This is a genomic window from Sphingopyxis sp. USTB-05, assembly GCF_023822045.1.
In the GTDB taxonomy this organism is placed as follows: Bacteria; Pseudomonadota; Alphaproteobacteria; order Sphingomonadales; family Sphingomonadaceae; genus Sphingopyxis.
On sequence record NZ_CP084712.1, the window covers coordinates 2,711,006 to 2,735,404 of the forward strand.

Consider the following 24,399-nt stretch of genomic DNA (forward strand, 5'->3'; position numbering starts at 1 on the left):
TGCGACTCATAACGGCTTTAAGTATCGTTATGCAAGTCAGATAATTTGAGAGAGGATTAGCCTTGCCGGGACACGGCCTTCCACCTGCACTGACGCGCAATTTGCGCCTGCCCGCAATCGCGGCTCCGATGTTTCTGGTGTCGGGTCCCGAGATGGTGATCGCCGCATCGCGATCGGGCGTGATTGGTAGCTTCCCTGCCCCCAATGCGCGCACTTCGGCCGATCTGGAGGATTGGGTCGGCCGGATCGATGCCGCGCTGTCGAACGATCCTGAAGCCGCGCCATGGGCGGTCAATCTGGTCGTCCATCCGTCGAACAGCCGGCTTCCCGAAGATCTGGCGTGCGTCGTGCGCCACAAGGTGCCGCTCGTCATCACCGCGCTCGGCAGTCCGGCGCGCGTGGTCGAGGATATCCATAGCTATGGCGGGCTGGTATTCGCCGATGTCAATTCGGTCGGCTTCGCCCGCAAGGCTGCTGCCGCCGGGGTCGACGGGCTCGTCCTTGTCGCCGCGGGTGCGGGCGGCCACACCGGCGCGACGGCCGGTTTCGCCTTTGTCGAGGAGGTTCGGCAATTCTGGGATGGTCCGCTCGTGCTTGGCGGGGCGATCTCGACCGGCCAAGCCATTCGCGCGGCCGAGATTCTCGGCGCCGACTTCGCCTATCTCGGCACCTCGCTGATCGCCTGCACCGAAAGCATGGCGGTTCCGGATTACAAGGATATGATCGTCGCCGCGGGCGCCGAGGATATCGTGCCTTCGAAGGGCATCACCGGTGTGACCGCCAACTGGTTGAAATCGAGCCTGATCGCTGCGGGCTATGACCCCGCCAACATGCCCGAGGACAAGCGCCCGAACTTCTCGGACGCCCAGGATGACGCAAAGGCGTGGAAGAATGTCTGGTCCGCCGGACAAGGCGTCGGCGCGGTGCGCGGCGTCGAACCGGTCGCCGATATCGTCGACCGCCTTGTGAAAGAATATGACGCGGCCGTAGCGCGCCCGCGCTTTGCACCTGCCGAAGGAGCCATCGCATGACTGCCGAGTTAGTCGAAACGATCCAGTCGACGATCCAGCCAAACGACCACCCCTATATGAAGGGCGCTTGGCGGCCGACGTTCAACGAATGGAATGCGATTTTCGCCAATGGCGATGCCGAAGTGATCGGGACGATCCCGACCGACATCGACGGGGTCTATGTGCGCACGGGCGAAAACCAGGTCCACGAGCCGATCGGCCGCTATCACCCCTTCGACGGTGACGGGTTCATCCATTCGATCAGCTTCAAGGACGGCCGCGCAAGCTATCGCAGCCGCTTCGTACGCACCAAGGGGTTCGAAGCCGAAAAGGAAGCCGGCCGCTCGCTGTGGGCCGGGCTGATGGAGCCGCCGCATAAATCGACGCGCCACGGCTGGGGCGCGCAGGAATGGCTGAAGGATTCATCCTCGACCGACGTCGCGATCCACGCGGGCAAGATCATTTCGACCTTCTATCAGTGCGGCGAGGCCTATCGGCTCGACCCGTTCACGCTCGAACAGTTTGGCACCGAAAGCTGGGTGCCGCTCGACGGCATATCGGCGCATTGCAAGGTCGACCTCGCGACGGGCGAGCTGATGTTCTTCAACTATTCGAAGCACGCGCCATTCATGCATTATGGCGTCGTCGGGGCGGACAATAAGCTCAAACATTATATCCCCGTCCCGCTCGCGGGGCCGCGCCTGCCGCACGATATGGCGTTCACGCAAAATTACACGATCCTCAATGACATGCCGCTCTATTGGAACGAGGAGTTGCTCGAAAAGCGGCTGCATGTCGTGCAATTCCACCCCGATGAGAAGACGCGCTTCGCGATCATTCCGCGGCACGGCCAGCCCGAAGATATCCGCTGGTTCGAAGCCGAGCCGACCTACACGCTCCACTGGCTGAACGCGTGGGAGGAAGGCGACGAGATCATCCTCGACGGCTATTATCAGGAAGAGCCGATGCCCAAATCCTATCCGAACGCGCCTGATGGGCTCGAACGGATGATGGCCTATCTCGATCAGGGCCTGCTCAAGCCGCGTCTCCACCGCTGGCGTTTCAACCTCGTCACCGGCGAAACGGTCGAGGAACGGCTCGACGATCGCGATCTTGAGTTTGGCATGTTCAACCACCGCTATGCAGGCAAGCCGTACCGCTATGCCTATAGCGCGATCCCCGAGCCCGGCTGGTTCCTGTTCCGCGGGCTGGTGAAGCATGACCTCAACGCGCGGACGAGCGAATCCTATGAATTCGGACCCGGCCGCTTCGGCAGCGAAGCCCCCTTCGCGCCGCGGATCAATGCGAAGGACGAGGACGACGGCTATCTCGTCTCCTTCATCGCCGACCTCGAAACCGATCGCTCCGAATGCGTGCTGATCGACGCCAAGAATATCGCGGCGGGTCCGGTGTGCCGGATCATTCTGCCCGAGCGTATCTGTTCGGGAACGCACACGGTCTGGGCGAGCGGTGACGATATCGGCATCGGCGAAAACAGCGTGCTGGCCGCCTGAGATGATCGCAGCGGGAGAGGATAAAAGGCAGCAGCACCGCGCCAGCGGCTGGTGGGGCGACAAGAGTTTCGCCGATCTGTTTTTCGCCAACGCCGTCGCGCATCCCGACCGGCTGGCATTGGTCGATGCGCCCAATCGCGCCGATTTCGCATTCGGCGCGCCGCAGCGGCTGACCTATGCCGCGCTGGAAGCCGAGGTCGACCGGCTTGCCGGCGCGCTCGTCGCGGCGGGGATCGCGAAGGACGATGTCCTGCTCGTCCAGCTTCCGAACATCAGCGAGTTTGTCGCGCTCTATTTCGCCGCCGCACAAATTGGTGCGATCGTCAGCCCGGCGGCGGTGCAATATCGCAGCCACGAATTGAAGGCGATGATCGGAGTCGTCGAACCCAAAGCCTTTGTCTGCGCGACGACGGTCAAGGGATGCGACCATGTCGAGGTCGCGGCACCGTTACTCGGCGGCATCCGGTTGATGACTTTCGGTCCCAATCCGCCCGAGGACGCGTTCGACCTGTCGACGGCCGCAGGCGACGAAGCCGCGCTCGCGGCGCATGTCGCGGCGAACCCGGTCGATGCCGACGACATCTTCACGATCTGCTGGACGTCGGGCACTACGGGCGTGCCCAAGGGCGTCCCGCGCAGCCACAATCACTGGATCGCGGTCGCGGGCGCCGGTTATGAGGCGATGAAGGTCGGTCCGGGCGACATATTGCTCAACCCCTTCCCGCTCATCAACATGGCGAGCATCGGCGGCATTACCATGTGCTGGCTCACCAGCGCGGGCACGATGATACTCCACCACCCGTTCGACCCCGCCATCTATCTGAAACAGATCGCAACCGAGCGCCCCAGCCTGACGATCGCGCCGCCCGCGGTGCTCAACATGCTGTTGCAGAATGACGCTTTGCTCGCGTCGGTCGACCTCTCCAGCCTGCGCGTCATCGCGTCGGGATCGGCGCCGCTGGCCCCCGCAATGGTGCGCGGTTTTCAGGAAAAGCTCGGCATCATCATCGTCAATGTCTTCGGGTCGAACGAGGGGATGAGCTTCATCACCGGCGAGGGCGACATGCCCGACCCCGACAAGCGCGCGAGCCTGTTCCCGCGACGCGGCACCTATCAGCGCCCCTATGGCGAGGGCCGCGCGCCCAATATCGAAAGCCGCCTCGTCCCGCCCGGCGGCGGCGATCCGATCGAGCAGGACGGCCTCTCGGGCGAGTTGCAGATCCGCGGCCCGACCTTGTTCGAAGGCTATCACAACGCCCCCGAACGCACCGCCGAAGCCTTCACCGACGACGGCTGGTTTCGCACCGGCGACCTGTTCGAAATCGCCGAGGGCGGCGACTTCTATCGCTTCGTCGGGCGCTGCAAGGATCTGATCATCCGCGGCGGCGTGAATATTTCGCCCGAGGAAATCGACCAGCTGCTCGGCGGCCATCCGCTGCTCGCCGAAGCTTGCGTTTTCTCGCTCCCCGACGCGACGATGGGCGAGCGGATCGGCCTCGCCTATGTCCCGCGTGGCCCCGATGATGTCGGGATCGGCGAAGTCACCGACTATCTCCGCGAAAAGGATCTCGCGGTGTTCAAGCTGCCCGAGCGACTTTTCCGCTTCGACGCGCTGCCGCGCAACGTCACGAACAAAGTGATGCGCAGCGAGGTCCGCGAAATGGCGCTCGCGACTTTGGAAAAGGAAGCCTGACATGGCAAAGGACGTCTTCATTCTCGGCGGCGCGCAGAGCGATTTCGCGCGCAATATGGAACGCGAGGGCGGCGGGCTGTTCGAGTTGTTCCGCGACGTTGCCGAGGCCGCCTTCGCGGCAACGGGCATCGAACCCAAAGAGGTCGAAACCGCGCATGTCGGCAATTTCGTCGGCGAACTGTTCGCGGGTCAGGGCCAGCTCGGCGGATTCTTCGGCCATGTCCATCCCGACCTCGCGGGCGTCCCCGCGTCGCGCCACGAAGCCGCCTGCGCCTCGGGCAGCATCGCGATCCTTGCCGCGGCGGCGGAGATCGAGGCCGAGCGTTACGGCCTCGCGCTCGTGCTCGGCATCGAATTGATGCGCAACGTCCCCGGCCAGCGCGCCGCCGAATATCTGGGCGCCGCCGCATGGGCGGGCCGCGAGGCGCAGGAAGCGCGCTATCTGTGGCCGTATATGTTCGCGCGCGTCGCCGAAGAATATGACGAGCGCTTCGGGCTCGACCGCGCGCATCTGCGCGGCATTTCGGCGAATAATTTCGCCAATGCCAAGAAGAACCCGAATTCGCAGACGCGCGGCTGGGCGGTCACCGACGATCATCTCGGCGAAAATGACGAGGTCAATCCGCTGATCGAGGGCAGCTTGCGCAAGTCCGATTGCGGGCAGGTCACCGATGGCGCTGCGGCGATTTTCCTCGCATCGCGCGAGGTCGCGGAGGCTTATGCGAAACGGCGCGGTATCTCGGTCGACAGCCTGCCACGGATCAAGGGCTGGGGTCATTCAACTGCACCGCTGCTCTACTCGACCAAGGTCGCGGGTAGCCGCGGCGAGCCCTATGTCTTCCCGAGCGTTCGCAAGGCGATGATGGACGCGCTGCGTCGCGCCGAGATGCCCGACGTCTATGCGTGCGACGGGGTCGAGGTGCATGATTGCTTCTCGATCACCGAATATATGGCGATCGATCATTTCGGTATCACGCCGCCGGGTGAAAGCTGGCGCGCGATCGAGGATGGCACGATCGCGCTCGGCGGCAAGCTGCCGGTCAATCCGTCGGGCGGGCTGATCGGTCTGGGTCATCCCGTGGGCGCGACTGGGGTTCGCATGCTGCTCGATAGCTGGCGGCAAGTGACCGGCAATGCGGGCGATTATCAGGTCGAGGGCGCGCGCAACTTCGCGACCTTCAACGTCGGCGGGAGCGCGACCACCGCTGTCAGCTTCGTCGTCGGCGTCTGACGCGTTGAACGTCTATCTGTACGACGCGGTTCGCACCCCGCGCGGCAAGGCGCGACCCGACGGCGGGCTCGCGGGGCTGAGCCCGCAGGAACTGGTCCGCCAGCAGGCCGCGGCGTTGGCCGAACGCTGCGGCGACGTCGCAGCATCCCCCGATGCGTTGCTGCTCGGCTGCGTCACGCAGAGCGGCGCGCAGGGCGGGCATATCGCAATGCTGGCGAAACTGCATGCGGGACTGCCCGACACGGTCGCGGCGCACAGCATCAACAATTATTGCGCATCAGGCCTGTCGGCGATCGGCCAGGCGGTCGCCAAGGTCGCGAGCGGCGAAGCCTCGCACATCCTTGCGGGCGGGGTCGAGTCGATGAGCGGCGCGCCATTCCTCGGCGACCGCGCGGCTTTCTACACCAATGACGAGCTGCCGCCCCGCGCGCGCTTCGTGCCCCCGGTGCTCGCGGCCGACCGCCTCGCCAATGCCGAAGGCCTGACCCGCACCGATCTCGACGCCGTCGCCCTCGCCTCGCAGCAAAAGGCGGCCGCGACGGAACAGGACATAGCGCTGCAAAAATCGCGCATCGCGACCGGGCCGCTGACGGGCGAGGAATGTATCCGGCCGCAAACGACGGCCGAATCGCTTGCCGCCGCATCGCCGGCCTTTGGCGAACTGCAGCAACATTATGCAGGCGCGCTCAAAGGCGCGACCTTCGAACCGCTGCACGGCATGGCGCACGCGCCGCCGATCTGCGACGGCGCGGGGCTCGCGCTCGTCGGCGGCGAAGGGCTCGGCCCCGCGCCGCGTGCGCGCGTGATCGCCTTTGCCGAAAGCGGCGGCGATCCGGCCGCGTCGCTGACCGCGGGTTTTGCCGCGATGGACAGTGTGCTGACGCGTGCGGGGCTGGCGCTTTGCGACATCGACCGCATCGAATTCATGGAGGCCTTTGCCGTCACGATCGCCAAATTCCTGCGCGACCGCGACCCTGACCCGGCGCGCGTCAATGTCAGCGGCGGGCATCTGGCGAAGGGGCATCCGATGGGCGCGAGCGGTGCGATCCTCACCTCGACGCTGCTCGATGCGCTCGATGCATGCGGCGGCCGATACGGGCTGGTCGTGCTGACCGGCGCGATGGGCGTCGGCGCCGCGATGATCGTCGAGCGGCAATAGGCATTGCGAAAAAGCGCGGCTGCGCTATGGGCGGCGCGTGCAGGGCTTGCCCTGCGCATGATCGCGCCGGTGCCCGAAAGGGCTTAAAATGGGAACGCGGTAACGGGGTTCGTCCTGAACCCCCGAAGCCGAGGCTGTCCCTGCAACTGTAAGCGGCGAGCGCGATGCACCGTTCGGATTTCGATCCGGACAGCCACTGGGGTCAACCTGGGAAGGCGTGCATCAAGCCCTGACCCGCGAGCCAGGAGACCTGCCGGCGTGGGTCGCTCAATGCCAAGGCCCAGGGAAAGGCCGCGGCACGGAGGTTTCCGTCGAGCGACGACCAAGCGGCTGGAGCCGCTTCGGTGCCGGGGCCGCAGGCTTTACGCCACTTGCGACGCCAGCGCCGGTCGATCGCGCCCCGCGTATCGGCAGGCTCCGCCTTCGTTGTCGGCGTTCGGGGGCTTCCCATGTTGAAATTCACGACCATTTCCCTGTTGGCTTTGACGGCGGCAACGCCCGCGCTTGCCGAAACCGCCGAGAGCGAGCGCCCCGGCGACGAGATTGTCGTGACGGCGTCGGGTATCGAGCAACCGCGCGACGAAGTCGGTCAGGCGATCACGATCATCGATGCCGCCACGATCGAAAAGCGCCAGACGGTCGATGTCGTCGACCTGCTCGCCACAACACCCGGGGTTAGATTCAGCCGGACCGGCAGCACCGGCTCGGTCGCCGGCATATCGCTGCGCGGCGCCGAAACGACGCAGACTTTGGTCCTGATCGACGGCGTGAAAGTGAATGATCCCAGCGGCATCGGCGATGCCTATGATTTCGGCCACCTGCTCACCGGCAACATCAGCCGGATCGAGATACTGCGCGGTTCGAACTCGGTGGTCCATGGCAGCCAGGCAATCGGCGGCGTCGTCAGCCTGACGACCGCGACCCCGGCCGATGGCTTTGCCGCGGGCGCCTCGGCCGAATATGGATATAGCGACACGCTCAACGCCAAAGCCGACGTGTCGGGCACCGCGGGCGCAATTTCGGGCGGAATTGGCGGCGCCTATTTTCGCACCGACGGTATCTCGTCGGCCGGGGTCGGCACCGAAAAGGACGGATACAAGAATTTTGCAGGAAATGCGCGGCTGAAGATCGCGTTCAGCGATGCGCTGAGTCTCGACCTGCGCGGCTATTACATCAACTCGGACCTCGATTATGACAGCTTCTTCGGCGCCCCCGCCGACAGCCCCGACGTCGCGAAGCTCGACCAATATGTCGGCTATGCAGGGCTGAACCTCGGCCTGTTCGGCGGCCGCTTCACCAGCCGTGCGGCGGTGACCTGGCTGCGCAACGATCGCGACTATTATTTCGTCCGCGGGACAGCCCCCGATTATGGCTATTCGGGCACCAATCTCCGCTTCGAATATCAGGGTGTCGTGACGCCGGTGGATCAGGCCAAGCTGATCTTCGGATATGAGCATGAGCGCCCCGATTATGATTTCTTCGGCTTCGGATCGACCGACAGCCAGCGCGCCAACATCGACAGCGTCTATGCGCTGGGGATCGTCCAGCCCTTCACGGGCCTGTCGGTAACGGGCGGCATCCGCCACGACGACCATAGCCAGTTCGGGGGCGCGACGACGCTGGGCGCCAACGCGAATTATTCGCCCAACGACGGCGCGACGAGTTTCCGGCTGAGCTATGGCGAAGGCTTCAAGGCGCCGTCGCTCTATCAGCTTTACGACAGCTTCAGCGGCAACAGCGCGTTGCGCCCCGAACGGTCGAAAAGCTATGATTTCGGGATCGATCAGAGCCTTGCCGAGGGGCGCGCGCAGATTTCGCTGACCGCCTTTCTGCGCAACACGACCAACCAGATCAACTATGACAACGCCACCTTCACCTATGGCAATATCGATCGCACGCGCGCCAAGGGTGTCGAAGCGACGCTCGCGCTGCGGCCGGTCGACGCGCTGAACGTCACCGCGTCGTACAGCTATATCGATGCCCGCGACCGGTCGGGACGCCCGGCGTTCGACGGCAACCGCCTGCCACGTCGAGCCGCGCACGCGGTCAGCCTGTCGGCCGACTATGACTGGTCGTTCGGCCTGTCGACCGGCGCGACGCTGACCATGGTCGGCGACAGCTTCGACGATGCCGCGAACGCTGTGCGGCTCGATGGCTATGCGCTCGCGGGCATCCGCGCATCGCTGCCCGTCGGCCGGAATTTCGAGGTTTACGGCCGCGTCGATAATCTGTTCGACGCCGATTATGCGACCGCCTCGGGCTATGGCGTCTATGGGCGCGCCGCCTATGGCGGCGTACGGGCGCGCTTCTGATGAAAGCCCGCACCGACGCCGAACATGCGGCGAAGATGAAGAAGATCCAGGCGGCGCAGAACAAGAAGGTCGCGGCAAAGACGGTCGAAAAGGGGCTGGTGATCGTCCACACCGGCCCCGGCAAGGGCAAGACGTCAGCCGCGCTCGGCATGGCGATCCGCGCGATTGGGCACGACATGAAAGTCGGGGTCGTGCAATTTGTGAAGGGCGCGATGACGACGGGCGAGAAAGCGGTGTTCGATCGCTTTCCCGACCTGATCGAATTCAAGCCAATGGGCGAAGGCTTTACCTGGGACACGCAGGACCGAACGCGTGACATCGCGGTCGCGCGCGAAGCGTGGGAGGAGGTCAAGCGCATGATCGCCGACCCCTCCTATGCCATGGTGATCGCCGACGAACTCAACATCGTGCTGCGCTATGATTATCTGCCGGTGGATGAGGTGCTGGAGGCGCTGGGTGCGAAACCGCATATGACCCATGTGATCATCACCGGGCGCAATGCGCCGCAGGAACTGATCGACGCCGCCGACCTCGTCACTGAAATGGCGCAGGTAAAGCACCCGTTCCGCGAGCAGAATGTGAAGGCGCAGAAAGGGATCGAGTTCTGATGCGTCGGGAATTCGCACTTTTCCGGCGTTTTTCCGTCATTGCGAGCGGAGCGAAACAATGACGATAGGCTTTCCGATGTGATGCCCTCGCGCGCTCCCTTTGTCTTCGCTGCCCTTATCGGCGGCGCCGGGCTGCTTTGGGCCGCCTCCCCCGCCCCGCGCGCCAAGGCGCCCGCCATCCCGCAGCGCATCGTTTCGATCAATCTCTGCGCCGACCAGCTCGTGCTCGCGCTCGCGGACCGGGCACAGATCGCAGGGCTGACGAAAAACGCGACCGATATCGAAATGTCGGGCGAGGCGTCCAAGGCCAGGGGCATTCCGCTGCTCAGCAATTCGGCCGAGCAGATATTGGCGATCGAGCCCGACCTGATCGTCGGCATGCCCGCAAGCCGCAGCGCGGCGCTCCGCGCATTGCCGCGGCAGGATTATCCGTTGCTCGACCTCGCGACCGCCAACACGCTGGGTGAAATCTACACCTCGATCCGCGAGACGGCGGCGGCTGTCGGCCATCCCGAACGGGGCAGCGCGCTGATCGCGCGGATGCAGGCCGAGCTGGCCGGGCTGCCCAAGCCAGGCAAGGGCCGCGTTGCCGCCTATTATCAGCGGCGCGGCTATATGACCGGAACGGGGACGCTCATCGACGAACTGATGGGGCGTGTCGGTCTGGTCAACCTCGCCGGCAAGCTCGGGAAGCCGCCGCTGTCGCAATTGAGCCTTGAGGAAATGGTCGCGGCGAAACCCGATTTCCTGATCGTCGAAAGCGCGACCGACGTGGTGACCGACCAGGGAAGCGAAATGCTGCACCATCCGGCAATCAAGGATATTCCGCGCATCAGCATTCCGCAGGCGTGGACCGTGTGCGGCAGCCCTGCCTACACACAGGCGGCACGCAGCATGACCGCGCAGATCGCGCGCATCGACGGGGACCGATCATGAACCGCTTTGCCCTGCCCCGCTGGTCACTGATCGCGGTGCTGCTCTTGCTTACGCTCGTCGCCGGGACCGGATCGCTGCTTTTCGGCGCGGTCGATCTGTCGGTCGCGCGGCTGATCGCTGCTGCGACGGGCGACGGCGACCGGGTGGCATCGGTCATCCTCTTCGACCTTCGCCTGCCGCGCACGATCCTCGCGCTTGGCGTCGGCGCGATACTCGGGCTCGCGGGTGCGGCGTTGCAGGGTTATCTGCGCAATCCGCTCGCCGAACCATCGGTGCTCGGCACCTCCAACGCCGCTGCGCTCGGCGGCGTCGCGGCGCTCTATTTCGGGATAGCCGAGCTGCATCCGGTGATGTTGCCCTTGCTCGCGACCGGCGGCGCGCTCCTCTCGCTGGTCCTTCTCTTCGTCCTGTCGGGCAAAGCCGAAAGCCCGCTGACCCTGATCCTCGCGGGGATCGCCGTCGGCACGCTCGCGATCGCCGGGACCAGTCTCGCACTTAACCTGTCGCCCAATCCGTTCGCGGCGATGGAAATCATGACCTGGCTGCTCGGCAGCCTGGAAAACCGGTCGTTCGATCATGTGTGGATCGCGCTGCCGTGCATCGCGATCGGCGGCGCGATGCTGCTGTGGAACGGCCGCGCGCTGGATGCGCTGACACTGGGCGAGGATGCCGCCCAGGCGCTTGGCACCGACCTTCGCCGTACCCGGCTGCGGCTGCTGATCGGTACCGCGATCGGCGTTGGCGGCGCGGTCGCGGTGTCGGGGGCGATCGGTTTCGTCGGGCTGATCGTGCCGCATCTGATCCGTCCGCTGACCGACCGCAGCCCGTCGGCTATCCTGCTGCCCTCGGCGATCGGTGGCGCGGCGCTGCTGACGCTTGCCGACCTTGGCGTGCGGATCATTCCGACGACGAACGAGCTGAAGCTGGGGGTCGTCACCGCCTTTCTGGGCGTGCCGATCTTCCTGCTCCACCTGATGCGGGAGCGACGGATATGGTGAGCATCACGCTGAACGAGATCGGTGTCACGCTTGGGCGGCGGACCGTCGTGCACGGCGTCACTGCGGCCTTCAGCCTGGGCACGCTGACCGGCATCGTCGGCCCCAATGGCGCGGGCAAATCGACGCTGGCGCGCGCGATGCTGGCGCTGGTGCCGGCCAGCGGGCGCGCCGAGATCGACGGCGTCGATGTGGCGGCGATGCCGCGCGGCGACCTTGCGCGGCGCATCGCTTATGTGCCGCAGGGGCAAACCTTGCATTGGCCGCTGACCGTCGAGCGCCTTGTCGGGCTTGGGCGCCTGCCGCACCTGGCGCCGATGTCGCGGATTTCCGATGCCGATACAGCCGCGATCGAACGCGCGATGGCGCGCGCCGACGTACTGGAACTTCGCGATCGGATCGCGACCGAGCTGTCGGGCGGCGAACGCGCGCGCGTACTGTTCGCACGGGCGCTGGCGGTCGAGGCGCCGGCGCTGATCGCCGACGAACCGCTCGCCAGCCTCGACCCCGGGCATCAGATCGACGTGATGGATATGCTACGCGCCGAGGCGGTGGGCGGCGGGCTCGTCATAGCGGTGCTGCACGACCTGACGCTTGCGGCGCGATATTGCGACCGGCTGATGCTGATCGACGAAGGGCGGATCGTCGCCGATGGCACGCCTGCCGACGTCCTGACCGCCGAGCGGCTGCGCGCGGTCTACGGAATTGACGCGGCAGTCGAGACCGGCGGCGAATGGCCGACGATCACGCTGTTCGGGCGCGCACGGTGAACGCCGCGACGCAGTTCGCCGAAAAAGGCTATGCGGCATTGCCGCTGTTCGATGCCGAACAGATCCGCGCCGCGGCGGACGACATCGCCGACCATATCGACCGCGTATCGCGGGCGCTCTACCTGCCCTTCGAGCAGAGCTGTCCCGGGGCACCGCTGAGCGAGCGGATCGACCAAGTCTATGCAAAGGAACGCAGCGTCGCCAACTTGCTGCGGGTCGCCGTCTGCACCGATGCGCATCGCGGCGCGCGGCTGCAGGAACTGGCGAATGATCCGCGACTGATCGGCGCTGCCGAAGAATTGAGCGGCCGCGCGCTGGCCGGAAAGATCGTGCGCGTGCGCGCCAGCATCGCCTGCTTTCCCGAACACCGCCACGCCTGGCACAGCGACGTCGCGCGCGACGACGGCACCGGATGCGGCAAGGTCCTAGTTACCGCATGGATTCCGCTCAGCGATGCGGGGCCCGCAAGCGGAGGGCTGGAGGTCGTGTCGGGGCGTCAGCCGGCGCCGTTGGCCAGCGAGGGCAATGAAGGGTTCGAAATCCCCGAATGGCGGCTCGCCGGATTGCCGCGCGTGCGGCCCGAATGCCCGGCGGGAACAGCCCTGTTCCTTGACCGTTTTACGCCGCACCGCACGCTTTCAGCGCGCGCGACGCGCTTCGCGCTCGTCGTCTGGATGAAGGCCGCCTAGCGGGCGGGCTCGACGCGGACGATGCGGCTGGCGCGCTTGCCATCGGCGGATCGGCTGCGCAGATCGGCCGCACCGCTAACGGCCACCGGCCCCGAATAGCGCGTCCAAGCGCCGCCTTCGATGCGATATTCGATGGCTGTTCCGGGGAACATGCTGTTCGCCTCCAGCCTGCCATTCACGATGCGCGCGCCCGGCGGGGCGACGCGATAGGCCACCCCCATACGCTCCAGCATAGGCCATTGCCTCGCCACCCGCCCCCCAAAGTCCCCCCAGCCCGCCTTCAGCTTCGCGGCGTCAACGCGCTTGTCGCCCCATTCATAGCTGACGCCGGCCTGATACGCCGGAGTCCACGGCGCGGGGCTCCACGCGCGTTCGGCCAGCGCGAGCAAGCGCGGGAAGAGCATATAGTCGACCTGCGCGTCGGTACGGATCGTCTCGCTCCACAATTGCGCCTGCAGCCCCGCGACGCGGTGCCCGGGTTGCAGCACAGGCTTGTCCTCGATCGCCTTACCCTCTGCCTGGATGTTGCGGATCGTCGCCGCGTTGGCGGGAAGATTGTCGGGCATGAAGCCGAAGACCTGATACGGATCCACGCCGCGCGACGCCCAATTGTAACCACCCTCTTCGGGATGCGGCGCGTACGGCATGTCGAAATAGCCAAGGTCGGGGATCGACAGCACCGCGTCCCAGCCGCGGTTCATCTGGTCATGCGCCTCGCGGATCGCACCCGCGTGCAGCACGCCCCAGATATTCGTTTGCACCTTTTGGGGCATCGCGGCGGTCTCAGTGTGCCCCATGCCGTCACTCCAGCCACCGACTTTTAGTCCCCGTGCGGCAAGGCTTTTGCTCACTCGCTCGATGAAACGCGGGGTAAGCTTACCCGCATCGCCGCCATTTTCGGCGATCATCGCCTTGCATACCGGCGATTTCACCCAGGCTCCCGCGGTTTCGTCGGCACCGAGGTGGAAGGTCTTGAGCGGCACGCCGGCTTGCCTGTGCATATCTGCAAGCGCGTCGACCACGGTATCGACGAAGTGGTAGGTTGCAGGAAGGCAGACGTTCAGTGTGTTGTCGCTGTAATTCTGGATGCTGCGATATTCGGTCGTGTCGGCGGGGTCGACAAGCCGGTACTCCCCGGCCTCCACCTTCTTTCCTTCCGCAGCGAGACGCGCATGGCGCGCTTCCATCGCCCTGATCGCGGCGCGCGAATGGCCGGGCATATCGATCGATGGGATCACTTCGATCTGCCGCGCCGCGGCCGCCTTCACGATCGCCACATAATCGGGGACGCTCAGATAACCATTGACGCTGCCCGCCCCGTCGGGCCCAGCGCCGAGTTGCGGCAGCAGGCAGATTTTCTCGTCAAGGTCATGGCAACGCCTCGATCCGATCACCGCCAGTTCGGGCAGCGCGGGAATCTCGATCCGCCACCCCTCATCGTCGGCAAGATGAAGGTGGAGCTTGTTGAGCTTATATGCCGCCATCGCTTCGACAAGCTTCAATATCTCGTCACGGCTGTGGAAGTTACGGCCGAGGTCGATGTGCAGACCGCGAAAGCCATATTCGGGCGCATCCTCGACATGGAGCGGTCTCAATTTGCCTTTGTCGAACATCGCCTGCTGCGCCAGCGAACGCAGCGCGTGACTTGCGCCCGCGGTATCATGCGCCGTGATGGCGATGCCAGACGCCTTCGCATCGAGGACATAGGCTTCGGGCTTGCCGACCGCCGCGGGATCGACGTCGATCGTCAGTGGCAGCGTGCCGCCCGCGGCGACACCCAGCGCGGCGAGTGCCGGCGCAATATCGCCGCGCTCGACACCTTTCAACGTCACCGCCAAACCGCGGCCAAGATCGATTGAGGCCCCCTCACCCTGCACCGCTTTCACGGGCTTCGGCAGAATTGCGATTCCCGTTGCTGCGGGCGCCTGCCGTTCAGCCTGCAAGACAAAGGCGCGTTCGGGGGTCAGCCAGCGTGTGCGGTCGACCCCACCCTTGGTCGCGAGTCTTGCCTCATCAGTCATCGGGCTGACGAAAGGCAGGGTTTCGAGCCCCGTTTCGGCGTCGATCACCGGCCGCGTCGCTGCGATCGTGCGCGGTTTCAGCCCGTCGGCGACCAGATAGGCGTTGGGCATTCCAAACGCCTTCGAGAAATTGGACCCAACACCCCACAGCCTGACTTCATGCTTTGCGCCAGGGCGCAGCCTGGCACCGGGCTTCAAAGTCAATTGCTGCACATCGCCGTTGATCAGCCGATGCGAAAAAATGTCGCTTTCGACCAGCGGCAGGCGATTGACGAAGCTGAAATAGAGAGCAAACCCTTCGGTCGGGACGTCGGCGGGCACATCATCGGGGACCGTCAATATGATCGTGGACAGGAAGCAGCCATCGATCCCCGCGGGGCATGCAGGCCCGTTGTCGACGACCCTATATTGGTAGTCCAGCGTATCGGCGAGACGGTCGAGCGCGGCCTGCGACGGCGCTTCGGCAGCCTGTGCGGCCGACGCTGCCAGCGCAACCATCGCGATTCCCGTCAACGCTTCGACCCGCATCCATAGTCTCCCATTCAAAATTTGTATCTAATTTGTCATGTACGATCGCGACGGTCAACGCTTATCAGATTTGGCTGTTTTGACGATAATCATCGACAATTTCCAGAAAAGATCGACGGACAGCCTCGACGCGAGATGCCGATTGGTTTCATATTAGTATTATATTCGGGGTCCGCCGACCAAGCACCCGCAGCGCGCGGATCAACCACCACCTCACGGCACTTAGGGGTCAGGGCGACCATCCTTCCGGACCCATGCTCTGCGCCGGGCGGTGCGAATAGCTCGCAGCAGGATTGACGCGACGATACCAATGCAACACATGGGACAGAGACACCGGCCCTGTCGGCCGTGTCCGTCGCAACGGTGGAGCAACATTCTTGTCACTGATCGCACGCGTGGGCCCGCTTCAGAAGGATGATCCGACTCCGCTGTACCTGCAATTGCAGAAGATCTTGCGCGACGCCATCGAAGGACAGGTGGTCAAAGCCGAAGAGGCGATCCCGACCGAACGCGACCTTGCCGAAGAATTCGAAGTGTCGCGCATCACCGTGCGCAAGGCGATCGACGGACTGGTCGCCGACGGGATAGTGACACGGCGCCGTGGTGCAGGAACCTTCGTCACCCGGCCGCGCGTCGAGAAAAGCTTTTCGAAGCTCACATCCTTTTCGGAAGACATGGTGTCTCGCGGGCGCAAACCGCACAGCAAATGGGTAAGCAAGACCACAGGAGCCGTGACGCCCGAGGAGGCGCTGTCGCTTGGTCTTTCGCCGGGGTCGCTCGTCTATCGCTTCCACCGCATCCGCTATGCCGACGACACATCGATGGCACTCGAATATGCGACGATCCCAGCCTATTGCCTGCCGTCGGTCGAGGCAGTGGGCACGTCGCTCTATGAAGCGCTCGAAGCCGCAGGCCATCTGCCCGTCCGCGCGCTCCAGCGGTTGCGCGCAGTCGCCTTCTCCGCCGAACAGGCCGAAGTGCTCGGGATCGAAACGGGCGCACCGGGACTGTTCATCGAACGGCGCGGTTTCCTGTCCGACGGTCGGACCGCCGAGTTCACGCAGAGCTATTATCGCGGCGACGCTTATGACGTCGTTGCAGAGCTTAACGGCTAGGCCTCAAAAAAACCTCCACGAGAGATACCGGCAAGCCGCGCCCGACGCGCGACCGAATCCGTTCTTCCTCCGGGATATTCACAAGACCAATACCGGCCGATTCTTATTACCAATACGCTACAGGCTTCCCCGTCGCTTGTCGCTAAGCGGCATCCGGGCCGCCCGTAATCAATCGCCGCTACTTAGCCAAAACGCCCACATAGCCTGGACTGGGCGCCCAAAATCCGCGCGTAGCAAACATATATCTTGCTGGAATGGATATAACCTATATAGTACCAATATATCGGATGGTCACACACCACCGGCCGGGAGACAGAATATTATGACGCCGAACGCCGCATCGGACGGACGACAGACGCTGATGGAGCAGGAAGCGGGCGAGGCAGCGGACGCCGTCGCAAATATGCTGGAAGCGAATCGCGATGCGTTCGGCGCGATCGGCCGGCGCCTTCGCGCCTCCCCCCCGGCCGCCGTCGTGACCTGCGCACGCGGATCTTCGGACCATGCCGCGACCTATGCCAAATATCTGATCGAGACGATGACGGGAACGCCGACCGCATCCGCAGCGCTGTCGATCGCATCGCTCTACGATGCGCCCGCGGTGGCCGGAAACCGGCTGTGCCTTGCGATATCACAGTCGGGCAAGAGCCCCGACCTGCTCGCCGCAGTCGAACAGCAGCGCGATGCGGGGGCGTTTGTCGTCGCGCTCGTCAATGCGGAAGACTCGCCGCTCGCAGCCCTTGCCGACGTCGTGATCCCGCTGTCCGCCGGGGTCGAACGGTCGGTGGCGGCGACAAAATCCTATATCGCCTCGCTTGCGGCGATCGCAGCGCTGGTGGCGGCATGGACCGAGGATGCCGCGCTCGAAAACGCGCTGACCGCCCTCCCCGGTCAGCTTGCAGAGGCGTTCGCGCTCGACTGGTCGCCCGCGATCGGCGCCTTTAAGGGCGCGACAAATCTGTTCGTTCTCGGGCGCGGTTATGGCCTGGGCGCCGCGCAGGAGGCAGCGCTCAAATTCAAGGAAACGTCGGGACTGCATGCCGAAAGCTTCAGCGCCGCCGAAGTGCGCCACGGCCCGATGGCGATCGTCGGCGATAGCTTTCATGTCCTCGCGCTGGGCGGCACCGACCGCGCCGCAGCCGGTGTTCGCAGTGTCGCCGACGAGTTCCGCGGGCGCGGTGCAACCGTCTTGCTGGCCGACCCCGCTGGCGGCGACCTCCCCGCGATCGCAGCGCACCCGGCGATCGAACCGATCCTGCTGATCCAGAGCTTTTACCGCATGGCGAGCGCGCTGGCGCTGACACGCGGGCGCAACCCCGACTCGCCTCCGCATCTCAACAAGGTTACCGAGACTTTATGATCTTTCGTTTCCATAACGGCCAGGTCGTGTTGCCAGGCGATGCCGTCGGCGCCGTGGACATCGCCGTCACCGACGGCACCGTCACCGCGGTCACCCCCGCCGCCGACGCGCCCGCGGACCGCGAGATAGATTTGGGCGGCGGCTGGTTACTTCCCGGTTTCGTCGACACGCAGGTCAATGGCGGCGGCGGGGTGCTCTTCAACGACCAGGTCGATGTCGAGGCGATCGCAGCGATCGGCGCCGCGCATGCGCGTTTCGGCACGACTGCTTTTCTGCCGACGTTGATCAGCGACACACCCGCGCAGATCGCCGCGGCACTCGCGGCGGTCGACGCCTCGATTGAGCAAGGCGTTCCCGGTGTCGTCGGTATCCATATCGAAGGCCCTTTCATCAACGAGGTGAAGCGCGGCATTCACGAGGCGCACCGTATCCGCCGTCTCGACAACGATATTCTCGCGACGCTTACCGCGCCGCACCGCGGGCGCGTGATGCTGACGCTCGCGCCAGAGCTTTGCGACGAGGAGGACATCCGCACCCTCGTTCGTCATGGCGTGATCGTCAGCGCGGGGCACAGCGACGCGACCTATGACGAGGCGCAGCGCGCGGTCGGCGCGGGCCTCTCGGGCTTCACCCATTTGTTCAATGCGATGTCGCCGTTGCACCACCGTCATCCGGGCGCGGTTGGCGCGGCGTTTGATTCCGATGTTTATTGCGGACTCATCGTCGATGATGTCCATCTCCATCCTGCGGTCGTGCGACTGGCGGTTCATGCGAAAGGCATGGACCGCATCATGCTGGTCACCGACGCGATGCCGAGCGTCGGCACCGACGTCAGCGAATTCACGCTGCAGGGTAAGCGCATCGCCGTGAAGGATGGTGTTTGCATTTTCGAGGATGGCACGCTGGCGGGGACACATCTCGACATGGCGTCGGCGCTGCGCAAGACAGTCGAGGTGACCGGCTTGTCGGTACCCGACGTGTCGGCGATGGCGAGCGCAACTCCGGCGACCTTCCTATCGCTGCGGGACCGCATTGGTTTGATCGCGGCCGGACAGCGGGCAGACTGGGTCTGGCTGGACGCGGACCTGGCTCCGCGCGCGACATGGATCGGTGGGCGGCCCGTTTCCGAAACCGCCTAGATTCCTGTTCAAATACACAATGATAGAAGCCGTGCGACAACAAGCGGCGAAAGTTTTGGGGAATGAACCGATGAGCCTGATCATCACCTCTCCGCTCAGAGGATGGGCGACGACGCTGGACAGCGTTCCGGACCCGGTCTTTGCGCAGCGCATGATGGGCGACGGCGTTGCGATCCAGCCGCTCGGCGACACCGTCGTCGCGCCGTTCGACGGCGAGGTGGTGACGCTTCACGACGCGGGCCACGCCATTTCATTGCGCAGCGCCGAGGGCGCCGAAGTGCTGATCCATATCGGGCTCGATACGGTGATGCTGAAGGGCGAAGGCTTTACCCCGCTCGTTGCAATCGGCGACAAGGTGTCGCGCGGCGATCCGTTGATCCGCTTCGATCTGGACGCCGTCGCTCTCGCGGCCACCAGCCTGATCACCCCGGTCATCGTGACCAACGCCGACGCCTTTGCAATCAGCCGCCGCACCGTCGATTGTTCGGTCGGCGCATGCGAGGCGCTGATGACGCTCGTTCCGGTGCAGGCCGAGGCGAGGCGCCGGTCGGATGACGGAACCGTGGTCGAGCAGGCGGTGACGCTGTCGCTGCCGCACGGCATCCATGCCCGCCCTGCCGCGCGGATCGGCGAAACCGCGCGTGGCTTTGAAGCCGACATACATCTGCTGAACGGCGACAAGCGCGGCGATGCGCGGAGCACCGTGGCGCTGCTCGCACTTGGCACCCGTCTGGGCGACGAAGTCCTCGTGCAGGCGCGCGGCGCCGATGCCGAAGCGGCGCTTGCCGCCATCGTCGCGTTGCTGGCAACCGATATGGGTGAAAGCGCGCCTGCAGCCCTCGTCGCGACGGCCGGATCGGTTGAAGCATCGTTGCTGCGCGCAGGACAGATCGGCGGTGTGATCGCCTCGCCCGGCCTTGCCAAGGGGCCGGCGGCGCGGCTGCGGCAGGTCGCCATTGCCGTCGCGCGCGACGGCAATGGCGCCTCCGCGGAACGAAGCGCCCTGCGCGCCGCACGCGACGATGTCCGCGGCCGGATCGCCGCGCGAGCCGACGACGCGGAGGGCAGCGTCGCGGCGGTCATGCACGCGCATGTCGCGCTGCTTGACGATCCTGAACTGCTCGCGGGCGCGGAAAAGCGCATAGCTGAGGGACGTAGCGCGGGCTTCGCATGGCGCGGCGCAATCCACGATCAGATCGACGCGATCCGCGCCACGGGCAATGCGCATCTGATCGAACGCGCCGACGACCTTGTCGACATCGAGCGGCAATTGCTGGCGGCGCTGACCGGCACGTCGCTCGACGGTACTGCGGTTCCGGCCGGGGCGATCGTCGTTGCCGAGGATTTACTGCCGTCGCAGCTGCTCACTCTTGCCGCCGCGAAACCGGCGGGCCTGTGCCTCGTTCGCGGCGGCCCGACCTCGCATGTCGCAATCCTGTGCGCGGGGCTCGGCTTGCCCGCACTCGTCGCGATGGGCGATGCGCTGGACAATATCGAAGACGGCACGCCGTTGCTGCTCGATGCCGAACTCGGCCATCTGACCGCAAATCCGGGGACAGTGGACGACGAGGCCTTTACCTCACGGCTCGCAAAGCGCTATGCGAGGCGCGCGGCGGCGCAGGCGGCGGCAAGCGACGCCTGCCAGACTGCCGATGGCGCGCGCATCGAAATCTTCGCGAATATCGGCACGGTCGAGGACGCCGCGGTCGCCGCCGCGCAGGGCGCCGAGGGATCGGGGCTCGTCCGCAGCGAATTCCTGTTCCTGGACCGCGACACCGCGCCGTCGGAGGAGGAGCAATACGCCGCCTATCAGGGCATCGCGGACGCGCTCGCGGGCAAACCGGTGATCATCCGCCTGCTCGACATCGGCGGCGACAAGCCAGCCGGCTATATTCCGTTCGCCCACGAGGAGAACCCCGCGCTCGGCCAGCGCGGCATCCGCGTTGCGCTTGCGCAGCCCATACTGTTGGAAACGCAGCTCCGCGCGATCCTGCGCGTGGCGCCCGTCGGTCAGTGCAGGATCATGATCCCGATGGTCGCAAGCGTCGATGAACTGCGGCAGGTCCGGGCAATCGTCGACCGCCTCCGCGGCGAAATGGGAATCGCGTCGCCGGTCGAAGTGGGCGTGATGGTCGAAACCCCGGCCGCTGCGATGACCGCCGACCTGCTCGCCACCGAGGCCGACTTTCTGTCGATCGGCACCAACGACCTCACCCAATATGTGCTCGCGATGGATCGCGGCAATCCTGCGGTCGCTGCCGGGGTCGACGCGATGCACCCGGCGGTGCTGCGCATGATCGGCGAGACCTGTCGCCTCGCGGCCCCGCGCGGGCGCTGGGTCGGGGTGTGCGGCGGGCTCGCTTCCGATCCCGCGGCACTGCCGATCCTGATCGGGCTCGGCGTCACCGAATTGTCGGCCGTCCCCGGTTTCGTCGCAGAGGCGAAGCAGATTGTGCGCGGGCTGACCCGGATCGAAGCGCGTGCGCATGCCGAGCTCGCGTTGCAATGCAAGTCGGCAGCCGAGGTTCGTGCGCTCGCCCGCGCTTTCGAGGAGACACGTCGATGAGAAAGATGCTCGAAACGCTCCAGCCGCTTGGCCGCGCGCTGATGCTGCCGATCGCGGTGCTGCCGATCGCGGGTCTGCTGCTGCGCATCGGTCAGCCCGACCTGCTCGACATTGCCTTCATCTCGGCTGCGGGCGCCGCGATCTTCGAGAATCTGGGCATCCTCTTCGCGATCGGCGTGGCGGTCGGTTTCGCGCGCGACGGCAATGGCGCCGCAGCGCTTGCGGGCGTCGTCTGCTATCTGGTCACCACCACCGGCGCCCAAACCTTTCTGACCGCGCCGCTCGACGTGGGCGCAGGCTTGCCCGAGGCGGCAGCGGCCTTGGCCGCGAAAAATTGGGCGCTGACACAGATCGACAAGCTGGAGGTCCCGATCGGCATATTGTCGGGGCTGATCGGCGGCAATTTCTACAACCGCTTCGCGACCATTGCGCTGCCCGAATACCTCGCCTTCTTCGGCGGCCGGCGCTTCGTGCCGATCGCAAGCGGTGTCGCGGGGCTGCTGCTCGCGGCCGTGCTGGGCTATGGCTATGCGCATATCAGCGGCGCGATCGATGCCGCGAGCCGTACGGTCGTCGAAAGCGGCGGCGCCGGCCTGTTCGTCTATGGCGTGCTGAACCGGCTGCTCATCGTCACCGGTCTCCACCACATCATCAACAATGCCGCCTGGTTCGTCGTCGGCGATTTCCAGGGAGCGACTGGGGATTTGCGCCGCTTCTTCGCCGGCGACCCCAATGCCGGCGCGTTCATGTCGGGGTTTTTCCCGGTGATGATGTTTGGCCTGCCGGCCGCGTGCCTCGCGATGTATCATGAAGCGCGGCCCGAACGACGCAAGGCGGTTGGCGGCATGCTCTTCAGCCTTGCCTTTACCAGCTTTCTGACCGGCGTGACCGAACCGATCGAATTCACCTTCATGTTCGTCGCGCCGTTGCTCTACGCGATCCACGCGCTGCTGACCGGAGTCGCAATGGCGCTGATGAACGCGCTCGACGTAAAGCTCGGTTTCGGATTCTCGGCGGGGCTGTTCGACTATGTGCTGAACTTCAGCCTCGCGACGCGGCCGTGGATGCTGCTGCCGGTGGGGGCCGTATATGCAGTGCTTTATTACGGCCTGTTCCGCTTCTTCATCCGCCGTTTCGACCTCGCGACGCCCGGACGCGAAAAGGGCGTGGTCGCCGAAACCGCCACTGCATCGGCGGGCGGCGCGCGGGGCGAAGCCTTTGTCGCGGCGCTCGGCGGCGCGGCCAACCTGGTCAGCGTCGATGCCTGTACCACGCGCCTCCGCCTGATCGTCGCCGACCAACAAGCGATCGACGACGCCGCGCTGTCCTCGCTCGGCGCGCGCGGCATCATCCGCCCGTCGAAAAAGGCGGCGCAGGTGGTGCTCGGACCGATTGCCGACCTGGTCGCCGAAGAGATCCGCGGCGCGCTGGCGTGGAGCGGCGCCGCGGTCGCTGCCACACATCGGCCGGTGATCGCCGGCAGCACCGATGCTTCCGGGCTGCCCGCCGAAGTCGTTGGCGCGCTCGGCGGCGACGCCAACCTCCGCACCGTTCACGCGCTTCACGGCCGCTTCCGCGTCGAGCTCGCCGACCCCGCGCGCGTCGACGAGGGCGCTCTCGTACGGATCACGCACGGGATCGCCCGCCCGCAAACCGACGTCTGCCACATCCTGCTATGACTTAGCGCGGTCGCCTTCGGCCCTGGCTAGTCCCAATCGAGCGCGCCCTTTTTCCATTCGTAGATGAAACCTACCGTCAAGATGCCCAAAAAGACCATCATGGCGCCCCATGCTTCCCAGCCGAGATCGTCGACGACGATGGCCCAGGGAAAGAGGAAGGCAGCCTCAAGGTCGAAAATGATAAACAGGATCGCGACCAGATAGAAACGGACGTCGAACGGCTTGCGCGGTGCTTCGAAGGCGGGAAAGCCGCACTCATATTCGGAGAGTTTCTCACTGTCCGGCGCGTGAGCGCCGGTGACGCGCGACACCGCCATCGGCAAGAAGACGAACAGGAGCGACAGCGCCAGCGCGACGCCCATGAAGATCAGGATCGGAAGATAGTCGAGCAACAGCGTGGACGACGACGCCAGATTGGCGCCGGATACGGATTGGGACGGCATGGCGGCCTCCTTCGAAGTCGCCGGGCCGTCCCGGACCTGATGCCGACGCACCCGCCCATGCCAGAGCCGAACGCGCCGGGGAGGACGTGGCCTCGCTGATTTTGGTCAACGCCGGTCAGACGGACGATGAAAGCTTCATCATCACCAGTCCGCTGACGATCAGAAGCGCGGCGGCGATCCGCATCGCATTCGCCTGTTCACCGAGGACGAAGATGCCGACAAGAAACGCCCCGACCGCGCCGATCCCGGTCCAGATCGTGTAAGCGGTGCCGAGTGGCAGCGACTTCATGGATAAGGAGAGCAATGCGAAGCTTATAATCATCGCGCCGATCGTGATGGCGGTCGCGCCAGGGCGCGTGAAACCCTCGGACTGCTTCATCGAATAGGCCCACACGATTTCGAAAATTCCGGCGATCGTCAGATAAATCCAGGCCATGACAGCCTCCTTCAAAGGCTGCCGGGCCGTCCCGGACTTGGGAAACCCGCATCATGTGCAGGCGAGGACGTGGCCTCTGGAAGGCGGCCTGGCAGGGGCAGCAGGACTCGAACCCGCGACCCTCGGTTTTGGAGACCGATGCTCTACCAACTGAGCTATACCCCTAGGCCGGAGTGCGCCACTAGCCGGATTGCA

19 protein-coding genes, 1 tRNA gene and 1 riboswitch are annotated in these 24,399 nt (G+C 65.2%); of the genes, 16 read left to right on the forward strand and 4 right to left on the reverse strand.

Translation table 11 applies throughout. From position 1 onward, the window contains the following. Window positions 1–62 precede the first annotated feature (62 nt). From KEC45_RS12565 to KEC45_RS12615, 11 genes are all read left to right on the forward strand, one after another. Window positions 63–1,031: a nitronate monooxygenase family protein gene (locus tag KEC45_RS12565; RefSeq protein ID WP_083435699.1), complete on the forward strand. Its 969-nt coding sequence runs from the start codon at window positions 63–65 to the stop codon at window positions 1,029–1,031. Continuing rightward, window positions 1,028–2,524, forward strand: coding sequence for a carotenoid oxygenase family protein (locus KEC45_RS12570; RefSeq protein ID WP_062178768.1), 1,497 nt, complete (start codon window positions 1,028–1,030; stop codon window positions 2,522–2,524). The genes KEC45_RS12565 and KEC45_RS12570 overlap by 4 nt, the downstream gene beginning before the upstream one ends. A 1-nt stretch (window position 2,525) precedes the next feature. After that, window positions 2,526–4,217 (forward strand): class I adenylate-forming enzyme family protein, encoded by a 1,692-nt coding sequence (locus tag KEC45_RS12575; protein WP_062178765.1) that lies wholly within the window; start codon window positions 2,526–2,528, stop codon window positions 4,215–4,217. Window position 4,218: 1 nt separating this feature from the next. Beyond that, complete coding sequence (locus KEC45_RS12580; protein ID WP_062178762.1) at window positions 4,219–5,448, forward strand: acetyl-CoA acetyltransferase; 1,230 nt, start codon at window positions 4,219–4,221, stop codon at window positions 5,446–5,448. Between the two features lie 4 nt (window positions 5,449–5,452). Continuing rightward, on the forward strand, window positions 5,453–6,607 hold the full coding sequence (locus tag KEC45_RS12585) for an acetyl-CoA C-acyltransferase (protein WP_062178759.1): 1,155 nt from the start codon (window positions 5,453–5,455) through the stop codon (window positions 6,605–6,607). A 50-nt stretch (window positions 6,608–6,657) separates the two neighbouring features. Beyond that, window positions 6,658–6,880: riboswitch (cobalamin riboswitch) on the forward strand. A gap of 176 nt (window positions 6,881–7,056) precedes the next feature. Further along, window positions 7,057–8,919: a TonB-dependent siderophore receptor gene (locus KEC45_RS12590; protein WP_062178756.1), complete on the forward strand. Its 1,863-nt coding sequence runs from the start codon at window positions 7,057–7,059 to the stop codon at window positions 8,917–8,919. After that, window positions 8,919–9,527 (forward strand): cob(I)yrinic acid a,c-diamide adenosyltransferase, encoded by a 609-nt coding sequence (gene cobO, locus KEC45_RS12595; protein WP_062178753.1) that lies wholly within the window; start codon window positions 8,919–8,921, stop codon window positions 9,525–9,527. The genes KEC45_RS12590 and cobO overlap by 1 nt, the downstream gene beginning before the upstream one ends. Before the next feature lie 81 nt (window positions 9,528–9,608). Further along, window positions 9,609–10,463 carry an ABC transporter substrate-binding protein gene (locus tag KEC45_RS12600; RefSeq protein WP_062178750.1) on the forward strand — a complete coding sequence of 285 codons (855 nt, stop codon included), beginning with the start codon at window positions 9,609–9,611 and terminating at the stop codon, window positions 10,461–10,463. Next, the gene (locus tag KEC45_RS12605; RefSeq protein ID WP_062178747.1) at window positions 10,460–11,461 is read left to right on the forward strand and encodes an iron ABC transporter permease; all 1,002 of its coding nucleotides are present in this window, start codon (window positions 10,460–10,462) and stop codon (window positions 11,459–11,461) included. The genes KEC45_RS12600 and KEC45_RS12605 overlap by 4 nt, the downstream gene beginning before the upstream one ends. Next, window positions 11,455–12,228: an ABC transporter ATP-binding protein gene (locus KEC45_RS12610; protein ID WP_062178744.1), complete on the forward strand. Its 774-nt coding sequence runs from the start codon at window positions 11,455–11,457 to the stop codon at window positions 12,226–12,228. The genes KEC45_RS12605 and KEC45_RS12610 overlap by 7 nt, the downstream gene beginning before the upstream one ends. Then, the gene (locus tag KEC45_RS12615; protein ID WP_062178741.1) at window positions 12,192–12,917 is read left to right on the forward strand and encodes a hypothetical protein; all 726 of its coding nucleotides are present in this window, start codon (window positions 12,192–12,194) and stop codon (window positions 12,915–12,917) included. Before KEC45_RS12610 ends, KEC45_RS12615 begins: the two co-directional genes overlap by 37 nt. On the opposite strand, the gene KEC45_RS12620 is transcribed toward KEC45_RS12615, so the two are convergent. Then, window positions 12,914–15,466: a family 20 glycosylhydrolase gene (locus KEC45_RS12620; RefSeq protein ID WP_238586585.1), complete on the reverse strand. Its 2,553-nt coding sequence runs from the start codon at window positions 15,464–15,466 to the stop codon at window positions 12,914–12,916. The genes KEC45_RS12615 and KEC45_RS12620 overlap by 4 nt on opposite strands. 377 nt (window positions 15,467–15,843) lie before the next feature. Between KEC45_RS12620 and KEC45_RS12625 the strand changes: the two genes are divergently transcribed. From KEC45_RS12625 to nagE, 5 genes are all read left to right on the forward strand, one after another. Next, entirely contained in the window at window positions 15,844–16,581 is a 738-nt protein-coding gene (locus KEC45_RS12625; protein ID WP_062178739.1) for a GntR family transcriptional regulator, read from the forward strand. A gap of 322 nt (window positions 16,582–16,903) precedes the next feature. Next, a complete protein-coding gene (locus tag KEC45_RS12630) occupies window positions 16,904–17,941 on the forward strand; it encodes an SIS domain-containing protein (protein WP_062178736.1) in 1,038 nt (345 codons plus the stop codon). Then, window positions 17,938–19,080: an N-acetylglucosamine-6-phosphate deacetylase gene (nagA, locus tag KEC45_RS12635; protein WP_252171092.1), complete on the forward strand. Its 1,143-nt coding sequence runs from the start codon at window positions 17,938–17,940 to the stop codon at window positions 19,078–19,080. The genes KEC45_RS12630 and nagA overlap by 4 nt, the downstream gene beginning before the upstream one ends. A 70-nt stretch (window positions 19,081–19,150) precedes the next feature. Next, entirely contained in the window at window positions 19,151–21,646 is a 2,496-nt protein-coding gene (ptsP, locus tag KEC45_RS12640) for a phosphoenolpyruvate--protein phosphotransferase (RefSeq protein WP_083435697.1), read from the forward strand. Continuing rightward, window positions 21,643–23,325 carry an N-acetylglucosamine-specific PTS transporter subunit IIBC gene (gene nagE, locus KEC45_RS12645; protein ID WP_252171094.1) on the forward strand — a complete coding sequence of 561 codons (1,683 nt, stop codon included), beginning with the start codon at window positions 21,643–21,645 and terminating at the stop codon, window positions 23,323–23,325. The genes ptsP and nagE overlap by 4 nt, the downstream gene beginning before the upstream one ends. Before the next feature lie 26 nt (window positions 23,326–23,351). Here the strand turns inward: nagE and ndhC are convergent, their stop codons facing one another. From ndhC to KEC45_RS12660, 3 genes are all read right to left on the reverse strand, one after another. After that, entirely contained in the window at window positions 23,352–23,768 is a 417-nt protein-coding gene (gene ndhC, locus KEC45_RS12650) for an NADH-quinone oxidoreductase subunit A (protein ID WP_062178716.1), read from the reverse strand. Window positions 23,769–23,883: 115 nt separating this feature from the next. Next, complete coding sequence (locus KEC45_RS12655; RefSeq protein ID WP_062178715.1) at window positions 23,884–24,204, reverse strand: multidrug efflux SMR transporter; 321 nt, start codon at window positions 24,202–24,204, stop codon at window positions 23,884–23,886. An 89-nt stretch (window positions 24,205–24,293) separates the two neighbouring features. Then, window positions 24,294–24,369: transfer RNA gene (locus KEC45_RS12660), tRNA-Trp, on the reverse strand. Window positions 24,370–24,399: the final 30 nt, after the last annotated feature.

What these genes read in the sequence shown, in the direction of transcription:
- KEC45_RS12580 (WP_062178762.1), top strand. Translation starts at nt 4,219, where the DNA reads ATGGCAAAGGACGTCTTCATTCTCGGCGGCGCGCAGAGCGATTTCGCG.
- KEC45_RS12655 (WP_062178715.1), bottom strand. Translation starts at nt 24,204, where the DNA reads ATGGCCTGGATTTATCTGACGATCGCCGGAATTTTCGAAATCGTGTGG.
- KEC45_RS12620 (WP_238586585.1), bottom strand. Translation starts at nt 15,466, where the DNA reads ATGCGGGTCGAAGCGTTGACGGGAATCGCGATGGTTGCGCTGGCAGCG.
- ptsP (WP_083435697.1), top strand. Translation starts at nt 19,151, where the DNA reads ATGAGCCTGATCATCACCTCTCCGCTCAGAGGATGGGCGACGACGCTG.
- nagA (WP_252171092.1), top strand. Translation starts at nt 17,938, where the DNA reads ATGATCTTTCGTTTCCATAACGGCCAGGTCGTGTTGCCAGGCGATGCC.
- KEC45_RS12600 (WP_062178750.1), top strand. Translation starts at nt 9,609, where the DNA reads ATGCCCTCGCGCGCTCCCTTTGTCTTCGCTGCCCTTATCGGCGGCGCC.
- ndhC (WP_062178716.1), bottom strand. Translation starts at nt 23,768, where the DNA reads ATGCCGTCCCAATCCGTATCCGGCGCCAATCTGGCGTCGTCGTCCACG.
- KEC45_RS12610 (WP_062178744.1), top strand. Translation starts at nt 11,455, where the DNA reads ATGGTGAGCATCACGCTGAACGAGATCGGTGTCACGCTTGGGCGGCGG.
- nagE (WP_252171094.1), top strand. Translation starts at nt 21,643, where the DNA reads ATGAGAAAGATGCTCGAAACGCTCCAGCCGCTTGGCCGCGCGCTGATG.
- KEC45_RS12570 (WP_062178768.1), top strand. Translation starts at nt 1,028, where the DNA reads ATGACTGCCGAGTTAGTCGAAACGATCCAGTCGACGATCCAGCCAAAC.
- KEC45_RS12575 (WP_062178765.1), top strand. Translation starts at nt 2,526, where the DNA reads ATGATCGCAGCGGGAGAGGATAAAAGGCAGCAGCACCGCGCCAGCGGC.
- KEC45_RS12605 (WP_062178747.1), top strand. Translation starts at nt 10,460, where the DNA reads ATGAACCGCTTTGCCCTGCCCCGCTGGTCACTGATCGCGGTGCTGCTC.
- cobO (WP_062178753.1), top strand. Translation starts at nt 8,919, where the DNA reads ATGAAAGCCCGCACCGACGCCGAACATGCGGCGAAGATGAAGAAGATC.
- KEC45_RS12630 (WP_062178736.1), top strand. Translation starts at nt 16,904, where the DNA reads ATGACGCCGAACGCCGCATCGGACGGACGACAGACGCTGATGGAGCAG.
- KEC45_RS12615 (WP_062178741.1), top strand. Translation starts at nt 12,192, where the DNA reads ATGGCCGACGATCACGCTGTTCGGGCGCGCACGGTGAACGCCGCGACG.
- KEC45_RS12590 (WP_062178756.1), top strand. Translation starts at nt 7,057, where the DNA reads ATGTTGAAATTCACGACCATTTCCCTGTTGGCTTTGACGGCGGCAACG.